The sequence below is a fragment of the Gemmatimonas groenlandica genome (genome assembly GCF_013004105.1).
GTDB classification, from domain to species: domain Bacteria; phylum Gemmatimonadota; class Gemmatimonadetes; order Gemmatimonadales; family Gemmatimonadaceae; genus Gemmatimonas; species Gemmatimonas groenlandica.
The window spans coordinates 1322889-1346043 of record NZ_CP053085.1 but is presented as its reverse complement, the minus strand read 5'-3'; the positions used below and the strand labels follow the sequence as shown (position 1 = coordinate 1346043).

Below are 23155 nucleotides of genomic sequence, written 5' to 3'. Positions count from 1 at the left end.
AGCAAGCGGTGTGAACTCAGCCCGGACGTCGGCGCGGCACCACGCGATACTCGATCTCACCGTGAGCGAGCTCTTCGAGCGCGCGCGTCGTCAGCTTCTTTTCGTGCGCCGAGCGATCGCGGGGGAATTCGTTGAGCACGCGCGCGAACTTCGCCGCGATGAGCACGCTCAGATACTTGTTGGCCGCGTGCTTCGACACGTCGGACGGAGTAAAAACCTGCATGCGTCAGTCGCCCTTGCTGAAAACGTGAATTTCCTGTTCGAGCTGCGCGATGAGCGCCTCGACCTGCGCCTCGACTTCATCTACCCGGTCGTGCCGCAGTCCTTCCGCATCGATAATTGCGCTGACCTGATCGACCGCCCGCTCGAGATCATCGTTCACCACCACGTAGTGGTAGCGCCCGACTTCTCCCAACTCCGCACGGGCGTTCCGCAGGCGTACGAGCAACCGCTCACGATTCTCGCTTTTCCGCGCCGAGAGCCGTGACTTCAGCACCTCGCCCGACGGCGGCAACACGAAGATCAGCACCGTATCGGGAAACGCGATGTGGAACTGTCGTGCCCCCTGAACGTCGATGTCCATCAGGACATGCTGCCCGCCACTCAGCACCCGCTGAATTTCGGATCGCATCGTTCCGTAGAAATTGCCGTGCACTTCAGCCCACTCCGCGAATTCGCCCGCATCGCGCGCGGCCGCAAACGCTTCGAGACTGATAAAGCGGTAGTCGCGTCCGTCCACCTCACCATCCCGTGGAGCACGCGTCGTACAGCTAACAGAATAACCCACATCGGCCCGCCGCTCCAGCACGCGACGCGCAATTGTGGTTTTTCCACCCCCGGAGGGGGCGGACAGGATGACCGGAAATGGGCTCACTCGAGGTTCTCGACCTGCTCCCGGATACGCTCCAGCTCTTCCTTCACGCCCACCACGTCGTGAAGGATCGTGGCATCGGCCGCCTTGCTGCCGGTGGTATTCGCCTCCCGGAGCATTTCCTGAAGGAGAAAGCCCAAGCGCTTGCCCACCGGTTCCCCGCCCGCGTCCGCGTCGGCCAGAACGCCGTGAAACGCGGTGATGTGCGACCGAAACCGATCGAGCTCTTCGCTCACATCCATGCGATCGGCCAGAATGGCGATCTCCTGCGCCAAACGGACCTCGTCCACGGCCAGCCCATCGGCCAGCTCCTTCACGGCGGCCCGAAGGCGATCCCGCTGGGCCAGCAGGCGTTCGGGCGCCCGGAGCGCAATGCGCTGCAACGCCGCGTCCACCAGATCCAACCGCTCCCGCAAGACCGCCGCGAGCCGCGCGCCCTCCTCGGCTCGGGCGCGCCCCAGGTGGTCGAGCGCCCGGTCCACGACGGCGATGAGGTCCGCCACGGTGCCGGTGTCCTCCTCCTCGCGCGGCGCCGACATGACGTCAGGCATCCGCAACACCGTGGCGAGATCGATGCCCCCGGAGAGTCCGTGCCGATCGTGCAGATCGCGCAGCTGCGAGACGACCGCGGCGAACCGCTCGTCGTCGATGGCGATGGCCTGGGTGGCCAGTCGCTCGCTCCGAGCGGTCAACGTCACGTGCCCGCGACTGACCTTGAGGCGCATCGCCTCGCGCACCTCGGTTTCCCAGCGCCCATAGGCGCCCGGCAACTTGATGCTGGGCGAGAAGAAGCGATGGTTGACCGTGCGCACTTCGACCAGCACCCGGGAGGTGCCGACTGTGCCTTCCGCCTGGCCGAAGCCCGTCATTGAACGAATCATGCGATCGGCAATGAAACGCGCACGTCCGAGTAGGTCAACCGCATCAGTTCCAGAACTCCCAACGCACGCCGTACATCTGCACGGCAGGCGGCATGGTAATGCCGCGAATCTGCTCGTACGCACCGCCGGTCAGGTTGCGGTACTGGTAGAACAGTGTCGCGCGCTGGATGCGCAGTTCGAGCAAGCCGGTCATGACATTCGCGCGCTCGGTGATGCGCACATCAGGCGTACTGCTGCCGGCCTCCGTGCCGTAGAAGAACGGCACGCCGTCGCGCAACTCATGCCAGATTCGCGCGTTGATCGAGAACTCACCACGAGGGAATCGGCGGCGCCAATCGCTGATCAACGCGATCTCCGTACGCACGTGCAGCTGCGGCCGATTGTACTGCGATCCATCCCATCGAATCGCCTGCACATCGAGGCGCACGTCTTTGTAGAGACGACCGGCGGCCGAGGCCAGGACACCCTGAGCATCGACCGACGACACGAGCGCCGCGGGCGTGCCCAAAATGACTGGCGACTCGAAGCGATTGGCGTTGTCCCGGATGACGCCGCCGCCGATCCACAGTCGGCCGACCTTGAGCGCGGCCTCGGCCCGCAACGTGTTTCCACTCACGCGACCGGTCGCCGAGTCCGGGGTGCGTGTGCTCTGCGCGCCGGTGAGGATCAGCCACGAAAACGGCTGCGCACGGGCCGACAAATCGATGCGACGCGTGGAGTCCGCCCCATTCTCTTCGGCGAATGCACCGATCGCGTAGCGTGAGCCACCCAGTCGACCACGTACCGCGGGCGCATGGAATGCCGTGCCGTCGATCGGTCGCACGCGATCCGTCATCGACACCGACCAGCGCGACGTGCGATACCCTGCCGCCAACAGCTGCTGCGTGCGCCCACGAATCGTGTCCGTTACGACGGCGGGCGTCGAGTCGGTTTCCGCAACCGCTTCGCCGATTCCTTCGAGGCGAGTGCGCACGACGCCGATGATCGCCTGTGACCAGAACCCGCGCAGCGTGTCGCCGTATCCGACGCGCAGATACGCATCCCGACGCGAGCCCTTGTACGCCAGCAGGTCGGTGAATCCTTCGCGCGCCGTGTGCGGATCGCGTTCACGCGCGCTGGCGTTCGCGAACAGATCGACGCTGACGCGACGCTTCGACCAGCCGATGCGCGCCATGAATCCCTGCACCGTTCCGTCACCGCGTCCGGCCGAGCTCTCCGCGCCCGTAAACGCATTGACGCGTCCACTCTGCGTCGCCACCTGCTGTCCACCGAGCTGTAGGAGCACGCCGTTGCGCCATCGGCGGGCGAAGAGCCCGCGGAACGCGTTGGTGTTCAGGTCACCCGTGAAGATGTCGGCCCGTGTATATGGCGTCGTGCGCTCGACGGTCCACGTGCGCATCCAGACGCGCACCTCGCCGGCCGCTCGCTCCACGACCAACTCATCAAGTGTCCACAACGGCACATCGGTGAGATCGATCGTGCCGCCATTGCGCGGCTCGATCGCATCCATCTCGACGCCGTCGACGAACAGACGGAGCCGCCGCGTGTCTCCGGCGAAAGAGGCGGCGTGCACACCGGCGATCCAGCCGCTGCGATACGTCGTGACGCCCGGTACCCGATCGAGGAGATCCGCCAGGTTCACGGCGCCCGACGAGAGAATCTCCTCACGCGAAAAGCGCAGTCTCGGCGACGTCTCGAAATCGTCCGGTCGCTCGAAGCGCGCAAGCGGCGCCTTGATCGTGTCGCCCGCGATCGCGCGTTTGATGCTATCCGTACGCGCGACCTCACGCCGGAAAACCGCCGAGTCGCTGGCAATCGTGCGCTTGGGCAGCGTGTCCACACCGGGCGGCGGTGGCACGGGCACCGATACTCGTACCGTGTCCTTCCGCACCGAGTCGGGACGAACCTGTGCCGACGCGAACGCCGGCACCGCGATGGCCACCAGCAGGCTGGCGGCCATAAGCCGAACGTGGCGGATCACCGACGCGCGCGCGCCCGTACGATTTCGACGAACGTGCCCACGGGCGTACCCGTCGGTCCCTTCGGAATCCAACCGAGATCGACCTGCGAATAGGCCGTACCAGCAACGTCGAGGTGCACCCACGGATAACCGTCCACGAATTCCTGCAGGAAGAGAGCAGCGGTAATGGCGCCCGCCGCGCGGCCGCCCGTGTTCTTCAGGTCGGCCACATCGGATTTGATCTGCTCCTTGTACTCATCCCACAACGGAAGGGGCCATCCGGGTTCACCCGCGGCCGATCCGGCGGCCAGGACTTCGTCGACCGCCGACTGGTCTTTGCCGAAGACACCCACGGCATTCGCGCCCAGACCGATCACGATGGCTCCCGTGAGCGTCGCCGCATCGATCGCGATCGCCGGGTTAAAGCGCTTGGCGAACACCAACAGGTCGGCCAGCACGAGGCGGCCTTCCGCGTCGGTGTTGATGATCTCGATCGTTTTACCGTTCGAGGCCCGCACCACGTCACCCGGCTTCACGGCCGTTCCGGACGGCATGTTGGTGGTCGATCCGATGATGCCCACCACGTTGACGGGCAGCTTGAGACGACCGATGGCTTCCATCGCGCCCATTACACCGCCGGCGCCCGACATGTCGAACTTCATCCATTCCATCTCCGGCGCCGGCTTGATGGAGATGCCACCGGTGTCGAAGCAGAGTCCCTTGCCGATCAGCACCACCGGCTGCTGATCCGGCGCGCCACCCCGGTACTCCAGCGCGACGAGGCGCGGCTCCTCCGGCGTCCCCTGCGCGACGCACAGAAAGGATCCCATCTTCTCTTGCTCCATCTCGGCGCGTCCCAGCACCGTGATGGTCATCCCATGCCGCGCGGCGATATCGCGGCCCACTTCCACGAACGTCTCGGGCGTGCACACGTTGCCGGGCATCATGCCGAGCCGCTTGGCGATCGCCTGCCCCTCAGCCACCGCGGCGCCGGCCGCGAAGCCCGCCCGCACCGCATCGGTGTCGGCCCCGAGCACCGTGACCGACTCCAGTCGCGCCCGCCGATCCTTCTCGGGCGGCTGAGTCTGCAGATCGGGATAGGCCCAGCTACCAGCGGCCGCCCCAAGCGCGAGCCCTTCGGAGGCATCGGCGTCACCGTTCGCGCCAGCGAGCACGATGTGCATGGCGCCCGTTCCCAGCTTACCCGCTTGGCGGGCCGCGATAGCCGCAGCACGCCGCGCCACGGCACGCGTCAGCGGTGCCGATCCGCGCCCGACCAGCAGAACGCGCTGGGCGCCGGTGTCGCCACCAACGAACAGCATGGTCTCATCGCGTCCGCCACGGAAATCGCGTCGGGCGATCGACCGCTGAATCGCGCCAGCCAACGGCGTGTCGACCGCGCGTAGGGCGTCGTCGAGTGACGGGTCCTGAGACAGCACGATCGCCAACAACGGCGAGTCGACCGAGGCCGGAGCGGCGTGACTGAGCTGGAGCGAAAAAGGCATGGACGCAATCGGCGCAGAGGGGGGTGGCGATACCGCATCGTCGCGGATCACCCATGAGTCGTGGGGCGTGCACCATCAGAAGACGGGAAGCTAGGCATTCACCGGCGGGCGCGGCAAGCGAGGCGAGCGGCCACCAGCAACGAATGACGCCCGGAACACAGAACGCCCGGCTTTCCGAGAGGAAAACCGGGCGTTCCATGCAGCAACAACTGGGGCGGTAGGAGTCGAACCTACAACCGCTCGATTAACAGTCGAGTGCTCTGCCATTGAGCTACACCCCATCAACCCAGTACCAGCCCAACACGGACAATATCGACTCCAGCGACGGCCAAAGGCAATGCTTGGTCTGGAAGATTCTTCGCCCAGCGGAGAAGACTCCGAAGGGGCTTTGTCAACAGTCAAACGACGCCAAACCGTCACGCTTGCGGGATTAATCGCAAAAGTGTAGTCTGGACTCGGTTCGAACGCTGGCTGTCTCAGGCGTATGTCTTGTCGGTCGGGGGCTCGGACCCCGACAGTCGAAGGCGCTTTTCACCGATGCGCGTGCTCACGCGCATCGGCGGAGGGCGCTTTTTGCATTTCCGCTGCGCTCACCACGAGAAAGCACGCATGCCCAGAGCAAGTCGACAGAATGGCGGGAGCCAGACATTACTGGCGGATGATTCCGAAGTGCCTGAACAGGCGCTCGAGGCCGAGCGCGACGTCATCGTCGCCAATGGTCCAATCGCCGCGGCGCGCCGGAGAAGAGACCGCGTCGAGCCGACGGATGTTGCGCAGCTCGATCGTCGCATGCTGCTGCTCGCATTACAGAGCATGCGAAACGGCGATTTCTCGGTGCAGCTACCCGGCGACTGGACCGGACTGAACGGGAAGATCGCTGACGCGTTCAACGACATCGTGCTCCAGAACCAACGGATGGCGAGCGAGCTCCAGCGCGTGGGTGAAGTGGTTGGCATTCAGGGCAAGACGCGAGAGCGGGCCAAGTTCGATCAGTCGCGCGGGTCGTGGGGCGAGATGGAGACCTCCGTAAACACCCTCATCGACGACCTGCTCCGCCCCACCATCGAAGTCACCGGCGCCATCGCCGCGGTGGCACGCGGGCATCTGACGCAGACGATTCGACTGGATGTTGAAGGTCGCCCGCTCGAAGGCGAATTCCTGCGCTCCGCGACCATCGTAAACACGATGATCCAGCAGCTCGGCGTGTTCACCTCTGAGGTCACGCGCGTGGCGCGCGAAGTTGGTTCCGATGGAAAGCTGGGCGGTCAGGCACAAGTGCCGGGCGTAAGCGGTGTGTGGAAGGATCTCACCGACTCGGTGAATTCCATGGCGTCGAACCTCACGGCGCAGGTTCGCAATATTTCCGAGGTGACCATCGCCGTGGCCAGCGGCGACCTGTCGCGTAAGATCACGGTAGATGTGCGCGGCGAGATCCTGCAGCTGAAGGAAGCGATCAACACGATGGTTGATCAGCTGCGATCGTTCGCCTCCGAAGTCACTCGTGTGGCCCGCGAGGTGGGCACCGAAGGTAAGCTCGGTGGACAGGCGGTGGTCCCCGGTGTGGCTGGCACCTGGAAAGACCTCACCGACTCCGTGAACGCCATGGCCGGAAACCTGACGGCCCAGGTCCGCAACATCGCCGAGGTCACAACGGCTGTGGCCCGCGGCGACCTCTCTCGCAAAATCACGGTCAATGTGAGCGGCGAAATCCTGGCGCTCAAGGACACCATCAACACGATGGTGGACCAGCTCAACGCGTTCGCCGGCGAAGTGACGCGCGTCGCGCGCGAAGTCGGCACCGAAGGCAAACTCGGCGGCGTCGCCGACGTACCCGGCGTGGGCGGTACATGGAAAGACGTCACAGATAACGTCAACTTCATGACGTCAAATCTCACGGCGCAAGTGCGAAACATCGCCGAGGTGGCCACGGCTATTGCCCGAGGTGACCTCTCGAAGAAGATCACGGTTAGCGTGTCCGGCGAGATTCTGCAGTTGAAGGAAACGCTCAATACGATGGTGGACCAGCTCAATGGATTCGCGTCAGAAGTCACGCGCGTGGCGCGCGAAGTCGGAACCGAAGGTCGATTGGGCGGACAGGCAGCAGTGCCCGGTGTTGCCGGCACGTGGAAGGACCTCACGGACAACGTGAACCTGTTGGCGGCCAATCTCACGACGCAAGTGCGCAACATCGCCGAGGTCACGACCGCGGTGGCGCGCGGCGACCTCTCGCGAAAGATCACGGTTGACGTGAAAGGTGAAGTGCTCGAGCTCAAGGTCACCATCAATACCATGGTAGACCAGCTCAACGCATTTGCCGCTGAAGTCACTCGCGTGGCACGTGAGGTCGGTACCGAAGGAAAGCTCGGTGGACAGGCGCAAGTACCCGGTGTCGCCGGCACGTGGAAAGACCTCACGGACTCTGTGAATTCGATGGCGTCAAATTTGACAGGTCAGGTTCGTAATATCGTAGAAGTCGCCACCGCCGTAGCGCGAGGTGACCTGTCACGAAAGATCACGGTCGATGTGAAGGGCGAGATTCTCGAGCTCAAGGACACGCTGAACACGATGGTCGACCAGCTCAACGCCTTCGCGTCGGAAGTCACGCGTGTGGCCCGCGAAGTCGGCACCGATGGTCGCCTTGGCGGACAAGCACTCGTACCGGGAGTGGGCGGTACCTGGAAGGACCTCACCGACTCCGTGAACTTCATGGCGTCGAATCTCACCGCGCAGGTGCGCAACATTGCCGAAGTAGCGACGGCTATCGCAAACGGTGACTTGTCGAAGAAGATCACCGTCGACGTGAGCGGTGAAATCCTCGAGTTGAAGAACACGCTGAACACGATGGTCGATCAACTCAATGCCTTCGCCTCCGAAGTGACGCGCGTGGCGCGTGAAGTCGGTACTGAGGGGAAGCTCGGTGGACAGGCCCAAGTACCAGGTGTGGCCGGCACGTGGAAGGGACTCACGGACAACGTGAACTTCATGGCCGGTAATCTCACGGCGCAGGTTCGGAATATCGCCGAGGTCACGACGGCCGTCGCACGCGGTGACCTGTCGCGTAAAATCACCGTGAACGTGTCAGGCGAGATCCTGGAGCTCAAGAACACCATCAACACGATGGTCGATCAGCTGAACGGATTCGCCGGTGAAGTGACGCGTGTCGCGCGCGAAGTCGGTACCGAAGGAAAGCTTGGCGGACAAGCCGAGGTGCCCGGTGTTGCGGGAACGTGGAAGGATCTCACCGACTCCGTGAACTCCATGGCCTCCAACCTCACCGCACAAGTTCGAAATATTGCCGAAGTCGCAACCGCCATCGCCAACGGCGACCTGTCAAAGAAGATCACCGTAGACGTCCGCGGCGAGCTGTTGAACCTCAAGGAAACGCTGAACAAGATGGTGGAGCAGCTGCGATCGTTCGCGGCTGAAGTCACGCGCGTTGCGCGCGAGGTCGGTACGGACGGCAAGCTCGGTGGCCAGGCGAACGTGACCGGCGTAGCGGGAACGTGGAAGGATCTCACCGACAACGTGAATCTGCTGGCCGCCAACCTCACCACGCAGGTGCGAAACATCGCCGAAGTCACAACCGCCGTGGCCCGAGGTGACCTGTCTCGCAAGATCACCGTGCAGGTGAAAGGCGAGATCCTCGAGCTCAAGCTGACCATCAATACGATGGTGGATCAGCTGAATGCCTTCGCGGCCGAAGTAACACGTGTGGCGAAAGAGGTCGGCACGGAGGGCAAGCTGGGCGGACAGGCGCAGGTGCCTGGCGTTGCTGGTACGTGGAAGGATCTCACCGACAACGTGAACGTGATGGCGGTGAACCTGACCGAGCAGGTGCGCGGTATCGTGAAGGTGGTGACCGCCGTGGCCAATGGCGACCTCAAGCCGAAGCTCACCGTGAATGCCAAAGGTGAGGTGGCGGCTCTCGCGGAAACCATCAACGACATGACCGGTACGCTGGCCACCTTTGCTGACCAGGTCACCACGGTCGCGCGCGAGGTGGGCGTAGAAGGCCGACTGGGCGGACAGGCCAATGTGCCTGGTGCCGCCGGTACGTGGAAAGACCTGACGGGCAATGTGAATCTGCTGGCCGCGAACCTGACGACACAGGTGCGCGCGATCGCCGAAGTCGCCACCGCTGTGACGCAAGGCGATCTCACGCGATCGATTCAGGTCGAAGCACGCGGTGAGGTGTCGGAGCTGAAGGACAATATCAATACCATGATTGACAATCTTCGCCTGACAACGGAGCGAAACACCGAAGAAGACTGGCTCAAGACCAACCTCGCGCGCTTCACCGGCATGCTACAGGGCCAGCGTGACTTGAGTACGGTGGGTGCGCTGTTGCTCTCCGAACTGGTGCCGCTCGTGAATGGTCAGCAAGGCGTCATCTACCAAGTCGGTACCGGCGACGACGCCACCGCACTCTCGCTCCTGGCGTCATACGCGAACGCGCACGTGGACGGCTATCCCGATCGACTGCCGCTTGGCGGATCGTTCCTTGGCCAATGCGCGCAGGACAAGCGCTTCATTCTCGTGACGGATATCCCGGTTGAAACGGTACGGATCGGCACCGTCTTCCTGGACGCGCTGCCCAAAAGCCTTGTCGTTTTTCCCGTGGTCTTCGAGGGGGAAATCAAGGCGGTGCTCGGACTGGCATCGCTGGGAGACTTTGCACCGGCACACTTGTCGTTCCTTGAACAGCTGACGACGAGTATCGGCATCGTGCTCAATAGCATCGAGGCCACGATGCAAACAGAAAACTTGCTGAAGCAGTCGCAGCAGCTCGCAACCGAACTGCAAACACAGCAACGCGAACTGCAGCAAACGAATGAGCAGCTTGCGCAAAAGGCACAACAGTTGGCCGAGCAGAACGCCGAGGTCGAACGCAAGAACCAGGAAATCGAGCAGGCTCGTCGCGCCGTGGAAGAGAAGGCCACGGAACTGGCGCTTACCTCGAAGTACAAGTCTGAGTTCCTGGCCAACATGTCGCACGAACTACGCACGCCGCTCAACAGCATTCTGATCCTTGGCCAACAACTTGGCGAAAACTCGGAAGGCAATCTACTGCCGAAACAGGTCGAATTTGCGCGCACTATCCACGGCGCTGGTACCGACCTGCTCAATCTGATCACGGACATTCTTGATCTGTCCAAGATCGAATCGGGTACGGTCACCGTAGTAGCCGAGGAAGTCGCGCTGCAGAATCTTATGGAAGCGGTGGCCCGACCGTTCCGCCACGAGGCCGACAACAGAAAGCTTGTCCTCGACGTTGAGGTCGCCGACGAAGTGTCCACCGATTCACTGCCCAACATCGTCACCGACGCGAAGCGATTGCAGCAGGTGCTCAAGAATCTGCTATCGAACGCCTTCAAGTTTACCGAACAAGGAGCCGTACGCCTTTCCGTGGCACCCGTGACCTCCGGGTGGTCGACCGATCATCCAGTACTGAGTCGCGCCTCCGGTGTCATGGCGTTCTCGGTGTCTGACACCGGCATTGGCATCCCGCTCGAGAAGCAGCGTATCATTTTCGAGGCGTTTCAGCAGGCCGACGCCGGTACGAGCCGTAAATACGGCGGCACGGGTCTCGGCCTTGCCATCAGTCGCGAGCTGGCCGCGTTGTTGGGCGGTGAGATTCAGCTACGCAGTACAGTTGGGGTGGGAAGCACATTCACACTCTTCCTGCCGCTCGCGTACGTCGGTCCGACCTCGACGATGTCACCAGCGCCGTCGATGCATGCCCAGCGAGTGCATAGCGCAGAGTTCGCCGCGCTCGGCGCGGGCAACGGTGCCGGTCGGGGAGCCGAACGGATGGTTACCCAGCTCCCTGATGATCGCGACAACATCCTCGCGGGCGATACCGTGCTGTTGGTCGTCGAGGATGATCCGCACTACGCACGAATCCTGCTCGACCAAGGAAGACTTCACGGCTTCAAGGTTCTGGTGGCGATGCGCGGAGCCGATGCACTGGTGCTGGCGCGTACCTTCCGGCCTACGGCCATCACGCTCGACGTGTTCCTCCCCGACATGCTCGGGTGGAGCGTATTGAATCAACTCAAGCAAGATCCATCGCTTCGCCATATCCCCGTGCAGATGGTCACGCTCGATGAGGACCGGCAACACGGCCTCGCACGCGGTGCGTTCAGCTTTCTTACCAAGCCGACGAGTACCAGCGGACTTGATGTCGCCTTTGCGCGCATCAAGGAATTCGCGGAGCCACGGCATCGCCGACTACTGGTGATCGAAGACAACCCTGGAGAGGCCCTCAGCATCCGCGAGTTACTAGGCCACGAAGACCTGGAGATACAGATAGCCGAATCAGGGCGAGATGCGCTGCAACGACTACGCGCCGAATCATTCGACTGTGCAGTGCTGGACCTACGCCTCCCGGATATGTCTGGATTCGCCGTGCTCGAACACATCCGCGATGATGCCCGCCTGGCGGACCTGCCCGTCGTCGTATTTACCGGTCAAGAACTGTCGCCCGACGAAGATGCCCGACTGCACACGCTGGCACGCAGCGTAGTTGTAAAGGGCGTCGAGTCGCCAGAGCGCCTGCTCGACGAGACCGCACTGTTTCTGCACCGTATTGTCGGCGATCTCCCGCCGGAAAAGCAGAGGATGCTGGATCGCCTGCATCGTTCCGACGATGATCTGATCGGCAAAAAGGTGCTCGTCGTCGATGATGACGTGCGCAACATCTTTGCGCTGAGCAGCGTGCTCGAGCGCCGTGGCATGCAGGTGTTGACGGCCGGGACTGGCTACGAGGCCATCGCGATTCTCGAGCGCACGCACGATGTCTCCATCGTGCTCATGGACATCATGATGCCGGAGATGGATGGGTATCAGACCATGCAGGCCATCCGTCACAAGCCCGAGATGCGTCGGCTTCCGATCGTGGCGCTGACGGCGAAAGCCATGAAGGGTGATCGGGAGAAGTGTTTGGAAGCGGGTGCGTCCGACTATCTGGCCAAGCCCGTGAACACCGAGCAGTTGCTATCGGCATTGCGACTCTGGCTCCACCGCTGATGACCATGACGCCGACCGCCGTTCCACCGACATCCGCGTCGAGTTCATTAGACCCGGTCAGCATCCTGCTGGTGGATGACCAGCCGGGGAAGTTGCTCACGTACGAGGCGATGTTGGAGTCGCTTGGCGAGCACTTGCTCAAGGCCAACTCGGGCCGGGCCGCACTCGACCTGCTGCTCAAGCATGACGTCACGTTGATTCTGATGGATGTCAGTATGCCCGATCTGGACGGCTTCGAGCTGGCCGGGATCATTCGCGATCATCCTCGCTATTCAAAAACCGCAATCATCTTCGTATCGGCGGTGCATCTCACCGACATCGATCAGCTGAAGGGCTATGAATCAGGTGCTGTCGACTACGTCTCGGTGCCGGTCGTACCCGAACTGTTGCGGGCCAAGGTGCGCGTGTTCACGGAACTGTATCGGAAGACACGTGAATCGGAACGCCTCACGCGGGAGCTCGAGCAGCGCGTGCTCGAACGCACGGCGGAGCTCGAGGCGGCCATGACACGTCAAGTCGAGCTCACCACGCAATTACGCGACGCCGATCGCAAGAAGGATGAGTTCCTCGCACTGCTGGCGCACGAGCTTCGAAACCCGTTGGCGCCGGTGCAGAACGCGGTGAGCATCATGCAATACAAGCAGATCGAAGACGCGGAGCTGCGCTGGTGCCGCGATGTCATTGAGCGTCAGTCGCATCAACTGGCGCGTTTAGTCGATGACCTCCTCGATGTGTCGCGCATTACGCACGGGAAGATCGTGCTGCGACCCGAAGAGGTAGACCTCTCGGCGCTGGTTACAAGTGCAGTGGAAACCTGTCGACCGCAAATCGACGCGCACCATCATCAGTTGCACGTATCGATGCCCAAGAGACCAGTGCGATTGCTCGGTGATCCGACGCGACTCACGCAGGTTATCGCCAACCTGCTCAATAACGCGGCCAAATATCAGCTTCCGTACGGGGTCATTGACATCGTTGTTGAGCGGGTTGGAGATCGCGCGCAACTGCACGTTCGTGATCGAGGCGTCGGCATGACGCCCGTCACGATCGAATCAATTTTCGAGTTGTTTGCTCAGGGCGAACGTTCCGTGGAACGCTCGCAGGGTGGACTTGGTGTCGGCTTGTCCTTGGTGCGTACGCTGGTGGAGCTCCACGGCGGGACGGTTCGTGCACGTAGCGACGGGCTGGGTATGGGCAGCGAATTCACGATCGAGCTTCCGGCCATCACCACCGGCGTACGGGTAGTCCAACGCGGCCAAACGGCGCTGGCCGATGGTGCAGCTCCGCGCGGGGCACGCGTGCTCATCGTCGATGATAATCGCGACTCCGCAGAAAGCATGGCAGCATTGCTCACGCTGCATGGTCATCACGTGCGCGTGGCTTACGATGGCGAGACGGGGCTGGAAATGATCGACCAGGAGACGCCCGATGTGATGTTGCTCGATATCGGACTCCCGGGCATGGATGGCTACGAGGTGTGTCGCCGAACGCGCGCGCGAGGCCTTGCCGACGTGCAAATCATCGCCATGTCGGGGTTCGGCCAGGATCAAGACGTTCGTCGGTCGCGCGAGGTTGGCTTCGATGCGCACACCGTCAAGCCACTGAAGATCGCGATCCTGCTGGACATTTTGCGCTCGAGGAAATCTCCGGCGGCGCTGGCCATTCCCAATACGTGATCCGCTTAATCCCGCACACTTGCCACGTAACCCACCAACGATGCCCAGACCGAGGGTCGAACTCGGAAGCCCTTGCGGGCGCGGGATTTTGAGTCCCGTGCGTCTGCCAGTTCCGCCATCTGGGCGTACACCATCCCTGCCCGGCTAAGTGTACACGGTTAGCGAAAGCGACGCCACGGGGGGCGATTATATCGGCGGTGGAGTCCCGCGTCGCCGGTAGCCGCGACTGTCAGGCGGGCCGGACGTCGAATCGTCCATACCCATGCGTCGACGCTGCAGGTCCTGCATGCCCCGGCGCAGCTCATCCTGCAGCCCGAAGTAGCGCGCCCGCTGCGTCGGCGACAGGAACTTCGCCAGATCGCGTTGCTCGGACTCCATTAAATCCAGCTTTCGACGCTCCAAGCGAGGCATCTGGTCGAGCAGTTCTCCGACCCTGGACTCGTTCGCCTTGTCGCCGGCTTTCATCTCCTCGCGCAGTGAGGTCCGCAGGACGAACTCCTCACGACGCAACACGCGCCGCGATTCCTCCGCGCGTGAGGCCACCTCGCGCAGCTTGACCTGCTGATCGTCGGTGAGACGCAGACGCGCCTTGACGATCGCATCAATGCGTTCCTTGAAGCGCTTCTCAAGGACCTCGCGCTGCTGATCATTCATGCGAGACGCGCCCGCGCGATCGTTCGCGCGAGGCGGCATGCCCTGCGCGAACGCCACGTCGGGCGAACCGCTCATCGCGACAAGTGCGACGGCGACCAGCCAACGGCATCGCGGCGAAATCATGGTGCGGAACCTCCAGAAGTCGAAACAACAGGCAACGTCGGCAACGGCTCGGCCGAGCTGGTACCATCCCATTTCTCGAGGCGATCGAGCATGCGTTGCAGCTCAGCCTCGGAGTAATCACCGAGATCGCCATACGAGACCGAGACCTTTGTGTCGCGACCAGCGGTGCCGATGTTCGAGGGCGAATCCAGTACCGCCACCGTCGCCGCGGGCAGCGTCGCCGACGCCGGCGTCCGCGCCAAGGCACTCTCGGCAGCTTCCGCCAACTGGGCGTCGCTCGAGCGGGCGCCGGTGAGACTGGTCGGGCTGCTCCGCGAGACGATCAGCGAGGTGCCACCGACGACCATCACCCCGACCGCCGCCGCAACCTGCCACACCGAGGACGACCAGCGACGTCGCGGACGCGACACGATGGCGGCCGCTGTTGCTCGCGACGAGGTGGACTCCGTCGACGCATCGCTGGACGAGCGGACGAGTCTCAACGTCGGCGTAGGCCGCGGCAGATTCGCCACGATTTTCGCAACGTCGACCGTCACGGCCGTTGGGCGAACCGCGCGCGCCAGGCGCAACAGGGCGATGTCGTCGCGACACGGGTCGCAGATCGACAGGTGCTGCTCCACCAATGCCGCGGCGGTCGCATCGAGCGACGCCGACACATAGTCGGGTAACAGGTCCTGCATCTCCGGTGTCCGGCACTCAGTCATCGAGAAACTCCTTCACGGCTCGCATCGCGTTGTGGTAGTGCACCCGGGCGGCGCCCTCGGAACTGTCGAGGATCTCCGCGATTTCCTTGTAACTCCGCCCTTCCTGCACACGCAGCGTGAACACCTCACGCTGCATGCGTGTCAATCGACCGATCGCCGACGCCATCCGCTGCGCCGCTTCGTCAGCCACCAAGGCGTCGAGCGCGTCGTACTCGGTGGCCGCATGACCGTCGTCTACCTCGACCTCGCGTCCCCGTCTGGCCGTCGATCGTCGCCGATCGATGACGAGACGACGTTCGATGGTGAACAGCCACGTGCGAAGCGAACTATCCGACCGAAACGAGCCGAGCGCCGAAAATGCCCTGATGAACGTGTCCTGCACCAACTCGTCGACATCCTCCTCGACCCCCAAACGGACCGCGAAGCGCGCCAGAGCGCCCGCGTGCCGTTCGACTATCGCCGTGGCGGCCCGCTCGTCACCCGCTATCCACTGCGCAATGAGGGCGCTATCGACGGACGCGTCATCGGTCTGTTCGGCTTGGATCATACGCTTCGACCTATTGGACGACGCCCGGCGGGTATCGTTAAGGCCGTGGCACGCCATTGACCTGACGAGGTCGGGCACCGCAGCTTGGCCGCCGGAGCGGTTCGGGCTGGGACTCGGGCAACGACGACGCGACAGGGAGAGCAGACATGCATATACCAGACATCATCGCCCATCGCGGCTCGTCACGCGAGTGCCTCGAGAACACTCTCGCCGCCTTCACCCGTGCCCTCGAACAGCAGGCGGACGGCATCGAGCTCGACGTACACGGCACGGCCGACGGCCACGTGGTCGTGCACCACGACCCGGTGCTCACCCTCGAGCGGGGTGGCGACGCCGGGGGCGCCGCCGCGATCCGAGAGCTGACCCTGCCTGAGCTCCGCCGCGCACAGCTTCGCGGCGGGCATCCGGTACCGCTGCTCGACGACGTGCTCGCGCTGGTCGGGACGAAGGCCACGGTCTACATCGAGGTGAAGGCCCCGCGCATCGAGGCGGCGGTCGCCGCCCTGCTCGACCGCCACCCCACCGTGCGAACGGCGGTGCATTCGTTCGACCACCGCATTCCCGCGGCGGTCCGGATGATTCGTCCGACGACCGAAATCGGGTTCTTGTCCGACTCGTATCTCATTGACCCGGCCGGCATGCTTCGCCCCACCGCGCCGGGCGCACTCTGGCAATACACCCATCTCATCGACGAAGCGCTCGTGATCTCGGCTCACGAACGCGGGACCAAGGTCATCGCGTGGACCGAGAACGATCCGGTGCGCGCGCATCTGCTCGCGTCATGGGGCGTGGATGGCCTTTGCACCGATGTGCCAGCGACCATCCGGGCGGCGTTCTATCCCTGAGTATCCGTCGGCGGCGCGGACTGCTGCACAGGCGGCTGCACGGGGGCCGTCGGCACCGATCCGGCGGCCGTGTCAGCCTCCGTCGTGCCGTTGGCGGCGCGCGCCGCGGCCAGCTCAGTCTCAAGGCGACGTGCCTCGGCATCCAGCGCCCGCATGGCCGCGATGAGCCGCTCGCGCGCATCGGCGGCGAGCTCACCGCCTGCATCAGCGGCACGGAACACAGCGTAGCCGAGCGCCTCGGCCGCCTTATCAGTCTGTTCGCGGGCGCGATAGGCGTCGAGGCGCAGCTTGCCCTCGTCGAAGACGTCCTGCGCGGCCTTGCCGGCCTTATCGATCCCCTGCTTGACCTTATCCCAGATCGCCATGACTCGCTTCTCCGCAAAGTGTGAGTGATGCAGAGAACCTACGTGAAGCGACGCGGAGAAGTTACGCCGGAGAACGCAAGAAGCCCCCGCGAGGCGGAGGCTTCCTGAATACAACGAACGCGCGGTGAGGCTCAGGCCTCGACCACTTCCTCGACGATCATCTCGACGAACTCGACGGGAAGCACGCTGATCTTGTACTTCTTCTTGTTGTGGTGCTGGAACTGCACGACGCCATCGACGAGCGAGTAGATCGTGTAGTCCGTGCCCATGCCGACATTGCTGCCGGGATGCCACTTCGTACCGCACTGACGCGCGATGATGTTGCCAGCCGTTACGAACTCACCACCGTACTTCTTAATGCCGCGAAACTTCGGATTCGAATCGCGACCGTTGCGTGATGAGCCGACGCCTTTCTTATGTGCCATTGCTCTTACTCCGGAAAAGGAGGCGCGACAGTGAGGCGCGCCGCCGGCGATCAGCCGAGGGTGATTTCGTTAATGCGGACTTCCGTGAACTTCTGCCGATGACCCTGCTTGCGGGCATAGTTCTTACGGCGCTTGAACTTGAAGACGATGATCTTGTCTTCGAGGCCGTGCTTCACGATCTCGCCGGTGACCTTGGCACCGCTGAGCGTGGGCACGCCCATGCGGACACCGGTGCCGTCGTTGCCGATAAGGACGTCGTTGAACTCGACGGCCGTGCCGGCATCGCCCAGCAACGAGGGAATCCTGAGGGACTTGCCCGGCTCGGCACGGAACTGCTTGCCGCCGGTGCGAATGATCGCGTAGCTCATGGCTCTATCTGTTAAATCGTATTCTGCAGGCTTCAAACGTAGCCTTAAAGCTTATCCGGCTTCGCTTTAGCTGTCAAGCGCCTGAGACCAGCCTCAGGCGCATGTGGGAACGTGAGTTTTTGGCCGGTTTCAGGCCAGGGCGTACTGCTGCGTGACGTCCCGCTGGGCGCCCCGCATAACGAGCTTCATTTCATCCGGTCGGAGCAAAGGATCGTCCCGCAGCTCGATCGGGAATCCGGCCAGCTTCTCCAAGCGCTTCACGAAGTCGTGTTCCTGCTCGAGCACGTGAAGGGCGACCTCCGGATGGAGCCGGAGGATCACCGGCTCGCGGCGTCCCTCCGCCGACATACGGCGCACGGCCCGCTCCGTCCGCCGGACGATCGTTTCGGGCGTGAACACACGACCGGTTCCGCTGCAGGTAGGGCACGACTCGGTCATGCTTTGCCAGTGGCTCTGCCGCACGCGCTGGCGCGTCATCTCCACCAGGCCCAGGTCGGAGACCGCATGCGCCTTGGTACGGGCGCGATCTCGACCGAGGTGCGTACGCAGCTCGTGAATCACCTTGTCGCGATTCCCCTGCGTTTCCATATCGATGAAATCACAGACGATGATGCCGCCAACGTCGCGCAACCGGAGCTGACGGGCAATTTCACGTGCCGCCTCGGTGTTCGTCTTGAACACCGTCTTCTCGGGGTCACGCTTGCCCGTGTAGCGACCGGAATTCACGTCGATCGAGACGAGCGCCTCGGTCGGCTCGATGATCAGGTAGCCGCCACTCGGCAGGTCACAGCGCCGCTTGAAGATATCGCGGATTTCCGTTTCGATATCCGCCTTGTCGAACAACGGCACCGTATCCTCGTACAGCTTGACGCGCTCGACGAGCTCGGGGGCGATTCCCGTGAGATACTCCGTGATCTCGTTGAAGACCTGACGGGAGTCGACGGTCACGCCCTCGACCTTCGCACTGAACAGATCGCGCACGAGACCGCGGGTCACGTTCGTCTCGCGGTGTACCAGCGCGGGCGCCCGAGTGAACTGCGTTTTCCGCTTGATCCGCTTCCAGTTGTTGATGAGGGTGTTGAGCTCACGCTCGAACACTTCCTTGGTCGCGTCTTCCGAGACGGTGCGGATGATGACCCCGCCCACATCATCGGGCAGCATCTCGGAGACCATCGCCCGCAGGCGCTGTCGCTCGGAACGCTCGTCGATCTTTCGGCTGACGCCGACCTTGGACGCGAACGGCATGTACACCAGGAACCGACCGGCGAGAGAGACCTGTGCGGTCACACGCGGGCCCTTGGTCGAAATCGGTTCCTTTGTGATTTGCACGAGGATGTCTTGGCCGCGCTTCAGGAGGTCCTGAATGGGGCGGACTTCGCGGCGACCGCGGCGACCACCGCCGGCGCTCCCGCCACCGGCATCCTCGCCGGCCTCGTCCTCGTCATCATCTTCGTCGTCGGCCACCGGCGCATCCTCCACCACCACGTCGGCGGCGTGCAGGAATGCGGACTTTTCGGTGCCGATGTTCACGAAGGCGGCCTGAATACCGGGGAGCACGGCTTCGACCTTCCCGAGATACACATCGCCAACCATGCGACGCGCATCGGGTCGATCCACCAGCAACTCCACCAACTGGCCGTCCTCGAGAATAGCGACGCGCGTCTCGCGCGGCGTCGCGTTCACCAGGATTTCTCGCTTCATTCTGACGTGCCGCGCGCCTCGGCGGTGGCGACCCCACTGGACCGATGCGGCGACGAACACGGTGATCGAACAGAGGCTGCCCGAGCGCGCCAGAAGGCGGCGACACGGACGACGTCACGGGGCTCCCCCAGCCAGCACGACTGATCGGACGGGCGACTCGCGCCCGAATACCGCGGACCGTCCCGCGCTTCGATAGCGGCGGGAGGCGCAGGCCTCAGGACAAACGCGATTGCCCGCGATCGACACACGGGGTGTGTCGTGCGGTGGGACGTGTGGAAGGCGTCGGATGGCTGCACGCTGGCGCCGATCCGCCCCCACCACAAACGCAAACGGCCCGTGAGTCGCACGGGCCGCCGGCGCCGGAAGCGACGGCTACGGAAACTGCGGGGTCCTGCCAAAACGAACTACCAAGGAAGAGTACACGGGACCGAACGTCTCCCGCAATACACCCAGGGCGGTCCGTCCCGGTGACTCAGTCCATCAGTCCCTTCAGCAGGTGCCTCGCGATCACCATACGCTGGATCTCGCTCGTCCCTTCGCCGATTTCGCAGATCTTCGCATCGCGCATGTAGCGCTCAACGGGATAGTCCTTCGTGTAGCCGTACCCGCCGTGGATCTGGATAGCCTTGATCGTGGCTCGCATCGCCAGTTCCGAGCAGAACAGCTTGGCCATCGCGGCTTCCTTGCCAAACGGCTTGCCCTGCTGGGCCAGCCACGCCGCGTGATAAACCAGATGGCGGCCGGCTTCGATCTCCGTCGCCATGTCGGACAGCTGGAACTGGATGCCCTGAAACGTGGCAATGGCCGCCCCGAACTGCTTGCGGACCGACGCGTACTTGAGCGACTCCTCGAGTGCTCCCTGCGCAATGCCGATCGAGAGCGAAGCGATCCCGATACGTCCGGCATCGAGCGTCTTCATGAAGTTGATGAAGCCGAGGCCCTCGGTGCCCAACAGATTCTCCGCCGGCACTTCGACGTTGTCGAACAACAGTTCCCGCGTGTCGGACGCGCGCCATCCGAGCTTGTTTTCCTTCTTGCCCGACGTGAAGCCCTTCATCGGCTTCAACGAGTCGTCGTGACCGACGCCTAGCACACGGCACTGCTCGAGATCGCAGCTCTCCTTGTTCAGGATGAAGGACGAGATGCCCTTCGTGCCCTTGGACGGGTCGGTCACCGCGGTGACGACGAACACCTCACCGACACCGGCATGCGTGATGAACCGCTTGGAGCCGTTCAGCAGGTAGTAGCCGTCCTTCTTCTCCGCCGTCGTACGCGTGCCGCCGGCATCGCTTCCGGCGCTCTCTTCGGTGAGACCGAAGCCGCCAAGGACCTTGCCGCTGGCCAGCAGCGGCACGTACTGCGCGATCTGCGCCGGCGTACCAAAATTCACGATGGGCGAGGTGCCCAGCGTCGTGTGCGCGCTGATCGTGATGGAATGCGAGGCGCACACTTTCGCGAGCTCCTCGATCGCGATCATGAAGCTGATCGTATCGAATCCGGCACCACCGACATCCTCGGACCACGGAATACCGAGGAGTCCGAGATCACCCATGGCCTTCACATTCACCCAGGGGAACGTCGAGTCCTCATCGTGTTGCGAGGCGACGGGGGCAACCTGCTCTCGCGCAAAACTGCGGACCATGTCGCGCACGGCGAGATGCTGCTCGTTGAAATAAAGACTATCGTCCATGGAAGACGTCGAGGTCAGAGCGGGCGGGACCGGCCACGATCGGACTGCTTCGTGCTGGCCGGTGGAAGGACTTCAGTGGTGCCCAAGCAACGATCGCAGGCAGCGCACTGGGAGCGCACTTCGGGGTCTCCGAAATAGCGCAGGACGAACGCTCTTCGGCAATAGCGCGTCTGCGCATATCGCTGCATTGCATCGAGACGGTTCAGATCGGATCTGCGCCGCCGATCGATCGCCGTCCACTCGACCGGCAGCCAGTCCGCGCGCTTCGCGCGCGGATCGAGGCGCACAGCTGCCCCCGTTCGCGTCCACGTGACGAACTGCTGCGCTGCCAGCCGCTCCAAAACAGGGACGAGCGCCATCGATCCACCGAGCCCTCGAGATAGCCGGTCGAGGTCAATGGTCGCACCGAGCTCCAGTTTGCTGCCGACCGCACGCCACAGCGCCCGGAGCACTTCCCGATCGAACGCGCGGTCGCCCGTGAGCTCGCCGATGATCCGTTCCGGAGATGCGAGGAGCCGGACGGAGACGCGACCCATAGGTGCCGCCTCGGCTTTGCAGGCGCCGGCTTTGATCAGTACGCGAAGGGCCGCCCCGACTTTGCGCTCGCCTAGTGACGCCGGCGCCCGCTTCGCCAGCTCGTCAACGGTGAATGCGACAAGTCCGTGCCGGTCGACGAGCGATCGCAGCATCCGCCATGTGCGCTCAATGACGGATCGCTCCGGGTGTGCACTGCCGATGAAGAATTCGTGCGTGAAGCGATCGGGATATGCGTGGAGCAACACGCACGTACTCGGCTCGCCGTCGCGACCGGCACGTCCCGCTTCCTGATAATACGCCTCGAGAGAGCCGGGCATGGAGTGATGAACGACCAGGCGGACATCCGGCTTGTCGATGCCCATACCGAACGCACTGGTGGCCACGATCACGCGGGCGCGCTCCTGCATGAAGGCATCCTGCGCGCGCTGGCGCAGCGCGTCATCCAATCCGGCGTGATAGGCGACGGCGCGGATTCGACCGCGCACCAAGACCGACGTCACGCGTTCCACCGCCTTGCGCGTGGGTGCGTACACGATCGCGGGCGCGTCGAAGGTGCGAAGCAGACGGATCGCTGCTCGGTCCTTATCGGGCTGCGTGCGCACCGGTGTCACGTAATACGTGAGATTAGTACGATCGAAACCGGCCACGACCACCTCGACGTCACGGAGCGCGAGTTGACGCACGATGTCCCTCCGGACATCGGGTGTGGCGGTTGCTGTGAGGGCAACGGTTTGCGGTGTACCCAGTCGCTCGCGAATCAGGCCGATTCGCCGATAGCTCGGCCGGAAGTCGTGTCCCCATTCGCTGATGCAGTGCGCTTCGTCGACGGCCAGCAGTTGCACGCCGACCTCCACGAGTTGCTGCAGCACGCGGCCGGCCTCCAGTCGCTCGGGCGCGAGATAGAGCAATTTGAGCGAGCCGTCGCGCGCCCGCGCCATACGGTCCGCGACCTCGCTCACGCTCAGCGTGCTATTGATGAACGCCGCCGACACGCCTTTGCGCTGGAGCGCATCGACCTGATCCTTCATCAGCGAGATCAGCGGCGAGATCACCACCGTCAGTCCGTTTCGGACGAGCGCGGGCACCTGATAGCAGAGTGACTTGCCACCGCCGGTCGGGAGTACGAGCAGCGCATCGCGACCGGAGACCACCGACTGCACCGCACGGATCTGCGGCGGCCGGAAATCCGGATAGCCAAACGTCTCACGCAGCGTGACGCGGGCGAGTTCCAGCGTGCCGTAACCGGCTGATGTGGTGCGTGCGATCGGCATGCC

The 23155-nt window shown here is 63.4% G+C and carries 17 protein-coding genes and 2 tRNA genes; 3 read left to right on the top strand and 16 right to left on the bottom strand.

Translation table 11 applies throughout. The annotated features are described in order from the left end of the window. Window positions 1–16 precede the first annotated feature (16 nt). From HKW67_RS05605 to HKW67_RS05580, 6 genes are all read right to left on the bottom strand, one after another. On the bottom strand, window positions 17–223 hold the full coding sequence (locus HKW67_RS05605) for a DNA-directed RNA polymerase subunit omega (protein ID WP_171224451.1): 207 nt from the start codon (window positions 221–223) through the stop codon (window positions 17–19). Window positions 224–226: 3 nt separating this feature from the next. Further along, window positions 227–874: a guanylate kinase gene (gmk, locus tag HKW67_RS05600; RefSeq protein ID WP_171224450.1), complete on the bottom strand. Its 648-nt coding sequence runs from the start codon at window positions 872–874 to the stop codon at window positions 227–229. Continuing rightward, window positions 871–1752, bottom strand: coding sequence for a YicC/YloC family endoribonuclease (locus tag HKW67_RS05595; RefSeq protein WP_171224449.1), 882 nt, complete (start codon window positions 1750–1752; stop codon window positions 871–873). Before HKW67_RS05595 ends, gmk begins: the two co-directional genes overlap by 4 nt. A gap of 43 nt (window positions 1753–1795) precedes the next feature. Further along, entirely contained in the window at window positions 1796–3712 is a 1917-nt protein-coding gene (locus HKW67_RS05590; RefSeq protein WP_171224448.1) for a TonB-dependent receptor plug domain-containing protein, read from the bottom strand. A gap of 17 nt (window positions 3713–3729) precedes the next feature. Continuing rightward, a complete protein-coding gene (locus HKW67_RS05585; protein ID WP_171224447.1) occupies window positions 3730–5217 on the bottom strand; it encodes a leucyl aminopeptidase in 1488 nt (495 codons plus the stop codon). Window positions 5218–5426: 209 nt separating this feature from the next. Continuing rightward, window positions 5427–5498, bottom strand: a tRNA-Asn gene (locus tag HKW67_RS05580). Window positions 5499–6006: 508 nt separating this feature from the next. On the opposite strand from HKW67_RS05580, the gene HKW67_RS05575 reads away from it, so the two are divergent. Further along, entirely contained in the window at window positions 6007–12246 is a 6240-nt protein-coding gene (locus tag HKW67_RS05575; RefSeq protein ID WP_171227559.1) for a hybrid sensor histidine kinase/response regulator, read from the top strand. After that, window positions 12246–13922 (top strand): response regulator, encoded by a 1677-nt coding sequence (locus tag HKW67_RS05570; protein ID WP_171224446.1) that lies wholly within the window; start codon window positions 12246–12248, stop codon window positions 13920–13922. The genes HKW67_RS05575 and HKW67_RS05570 overlap by 1 nt, the downstream gene beginning before the upstream one ends. A gap of 41 nt (window positions 13923–13963) precedes the next feature. Here HKW67_RS05570 and HKW67_RS05565 read toward each other — a convergent pair. The 4 genes from HKW67_RS05565 to HKW67_RS05550 form a co-directional block, all read right to left on the bottom strand. Further along, a tRNA-Leu gene (locus HKW67_RS05565) sits at window positions 13964–14047 on the bottom strand. Window positions 14048–14108: 61 nt separating this feature from the next. Then, on the bottom strand, window positions 14109–14699 hold the full coding sequence (locus HKW67_RS05560; protein ID WP_171224445.1) for a Spy/CpxP family protein refolding chaperone: 591 nt from the start codon (window positions 14697–14699) through the stop codon (window positions 14109–14111). Further along, window positions 14696–15403, bottom strand: a complete 708-nt coding sequence (locus HKW67_RS05555) for a zf-HC2 domain-containing protein (protein WP_171224444.1) — start codon at window positions 15401–15403, stop codon at window positions 14696–14698. The genes HKW67_RS05560 and HKW67_RS05555 overlap by 4 nt, the downstream gene beginning before the upstream one ends. Further along, entirely contained in the window at window positions 15396–15950 is a 555-nt protein-coding gene (locus HKW67_RS05550; RefSeq protein WP_171224443.1) for an RNA polymerase sigma factor, read from the bottom strand. The genes HKW67_RS05555 and HKW67_RS05550 overlap by 8 nt, the downstream gene beginning before the upstream one ends. Before the next feature lie 146 nt (window positions 15951–16096). Between HKW67_RS05550 and HKW67_RS05545 the strand changes: the two genes are divergently transcribed. After that, window positions 16097–16795, top strand: coding sequence for a glycerophosphodiester phosphodiesterase (locus HKW67_RS05545; RefSeq protein WP_171224442.1), 699 nt, complete (start codon window positions 16097–16099; stop codon window positions 16793–16795). Here HKW67_RS05545 and HKW67_RS05540 read toward each other — a convergent pair. The 6 genes from HKW67_RS05540 to HKW67_RS05515 form a co-directional block, all read right to left on the bottom strand. After that, window positions 16786–17160, bottom strand: a complete 375-nt coding sequence (locus HKW67_RS05540) for a hypothetical protein (protein WP_171224441.1) — start codon at window positions 17158–17160, stop codon at window positions 16786–16788. The two genes, HKW67_RS05545 and HKW67_RS05540, sit on opposite strands and share 10 nt — an antisense overlap. A 131-nt stretch (window positions 17161–17291) precedes the next feature. Beyond that, complete coding sequence (rpmA, locus tag HKW67_RS05535; protein ID WP_171224440.1) at window positions 17292–17585, bottom strand: 50S ribosomal protein L27; 294 nt, start codon at window positions 17583–17585, stop codon at window positions 17292–17294. Between the two features lie 50 nt (window positions 17586–17635). Continuing rightward, the gene (rplU, locus tag HKW67_RS05530) at window positions 17636–17953 is read right to left on the bottom strand and encodes a 50S ribosomal protein L21 (protein ID WP_171224439.1); all 318 of its coding nucleotides are present in this window, start codon (window positions 17951–17953) and stop codon (window positions 17636–17638) included. Between the two features lie 129 nt (window positions 17954–18082). Next, complete coding sequence (locus HKW67_RS05525; protein ID WP_171224438.1) at window positions 18083–19654, bottom strand: Rne/Rng family ribonuclease; 1572 nt, start codon at window positions 19652–19654, stop codon at window positions 18083–18085. 472 nt (window positions 19655–20126) lie between these two features. Then, on the bottom strand, window positions 20127–21344 hold the full coding sequence (locus HKW67_RS05520) for an acyl-CoA dehydrogenase family protein (protein WP_171224437.1): 1218 nt from the start codon (window positions 21342–21344) through the stop codon (window positions 20127–20129). Window positions 21345–21358: 14 nt separating this feature from the next. Beyond that, a complete protein-coding gene (locus tag HKW67_RS05515; RefSeq protein ID WP_171224436.1) occupies window positions 21359–23152 on the bottom strand; it encodes a RecQ family ATP-dependent DNA helicase in 1794 nt (597 codons plus the stop codon). Window positions 23153–23155: the final 3 nt, after the last annotated feature.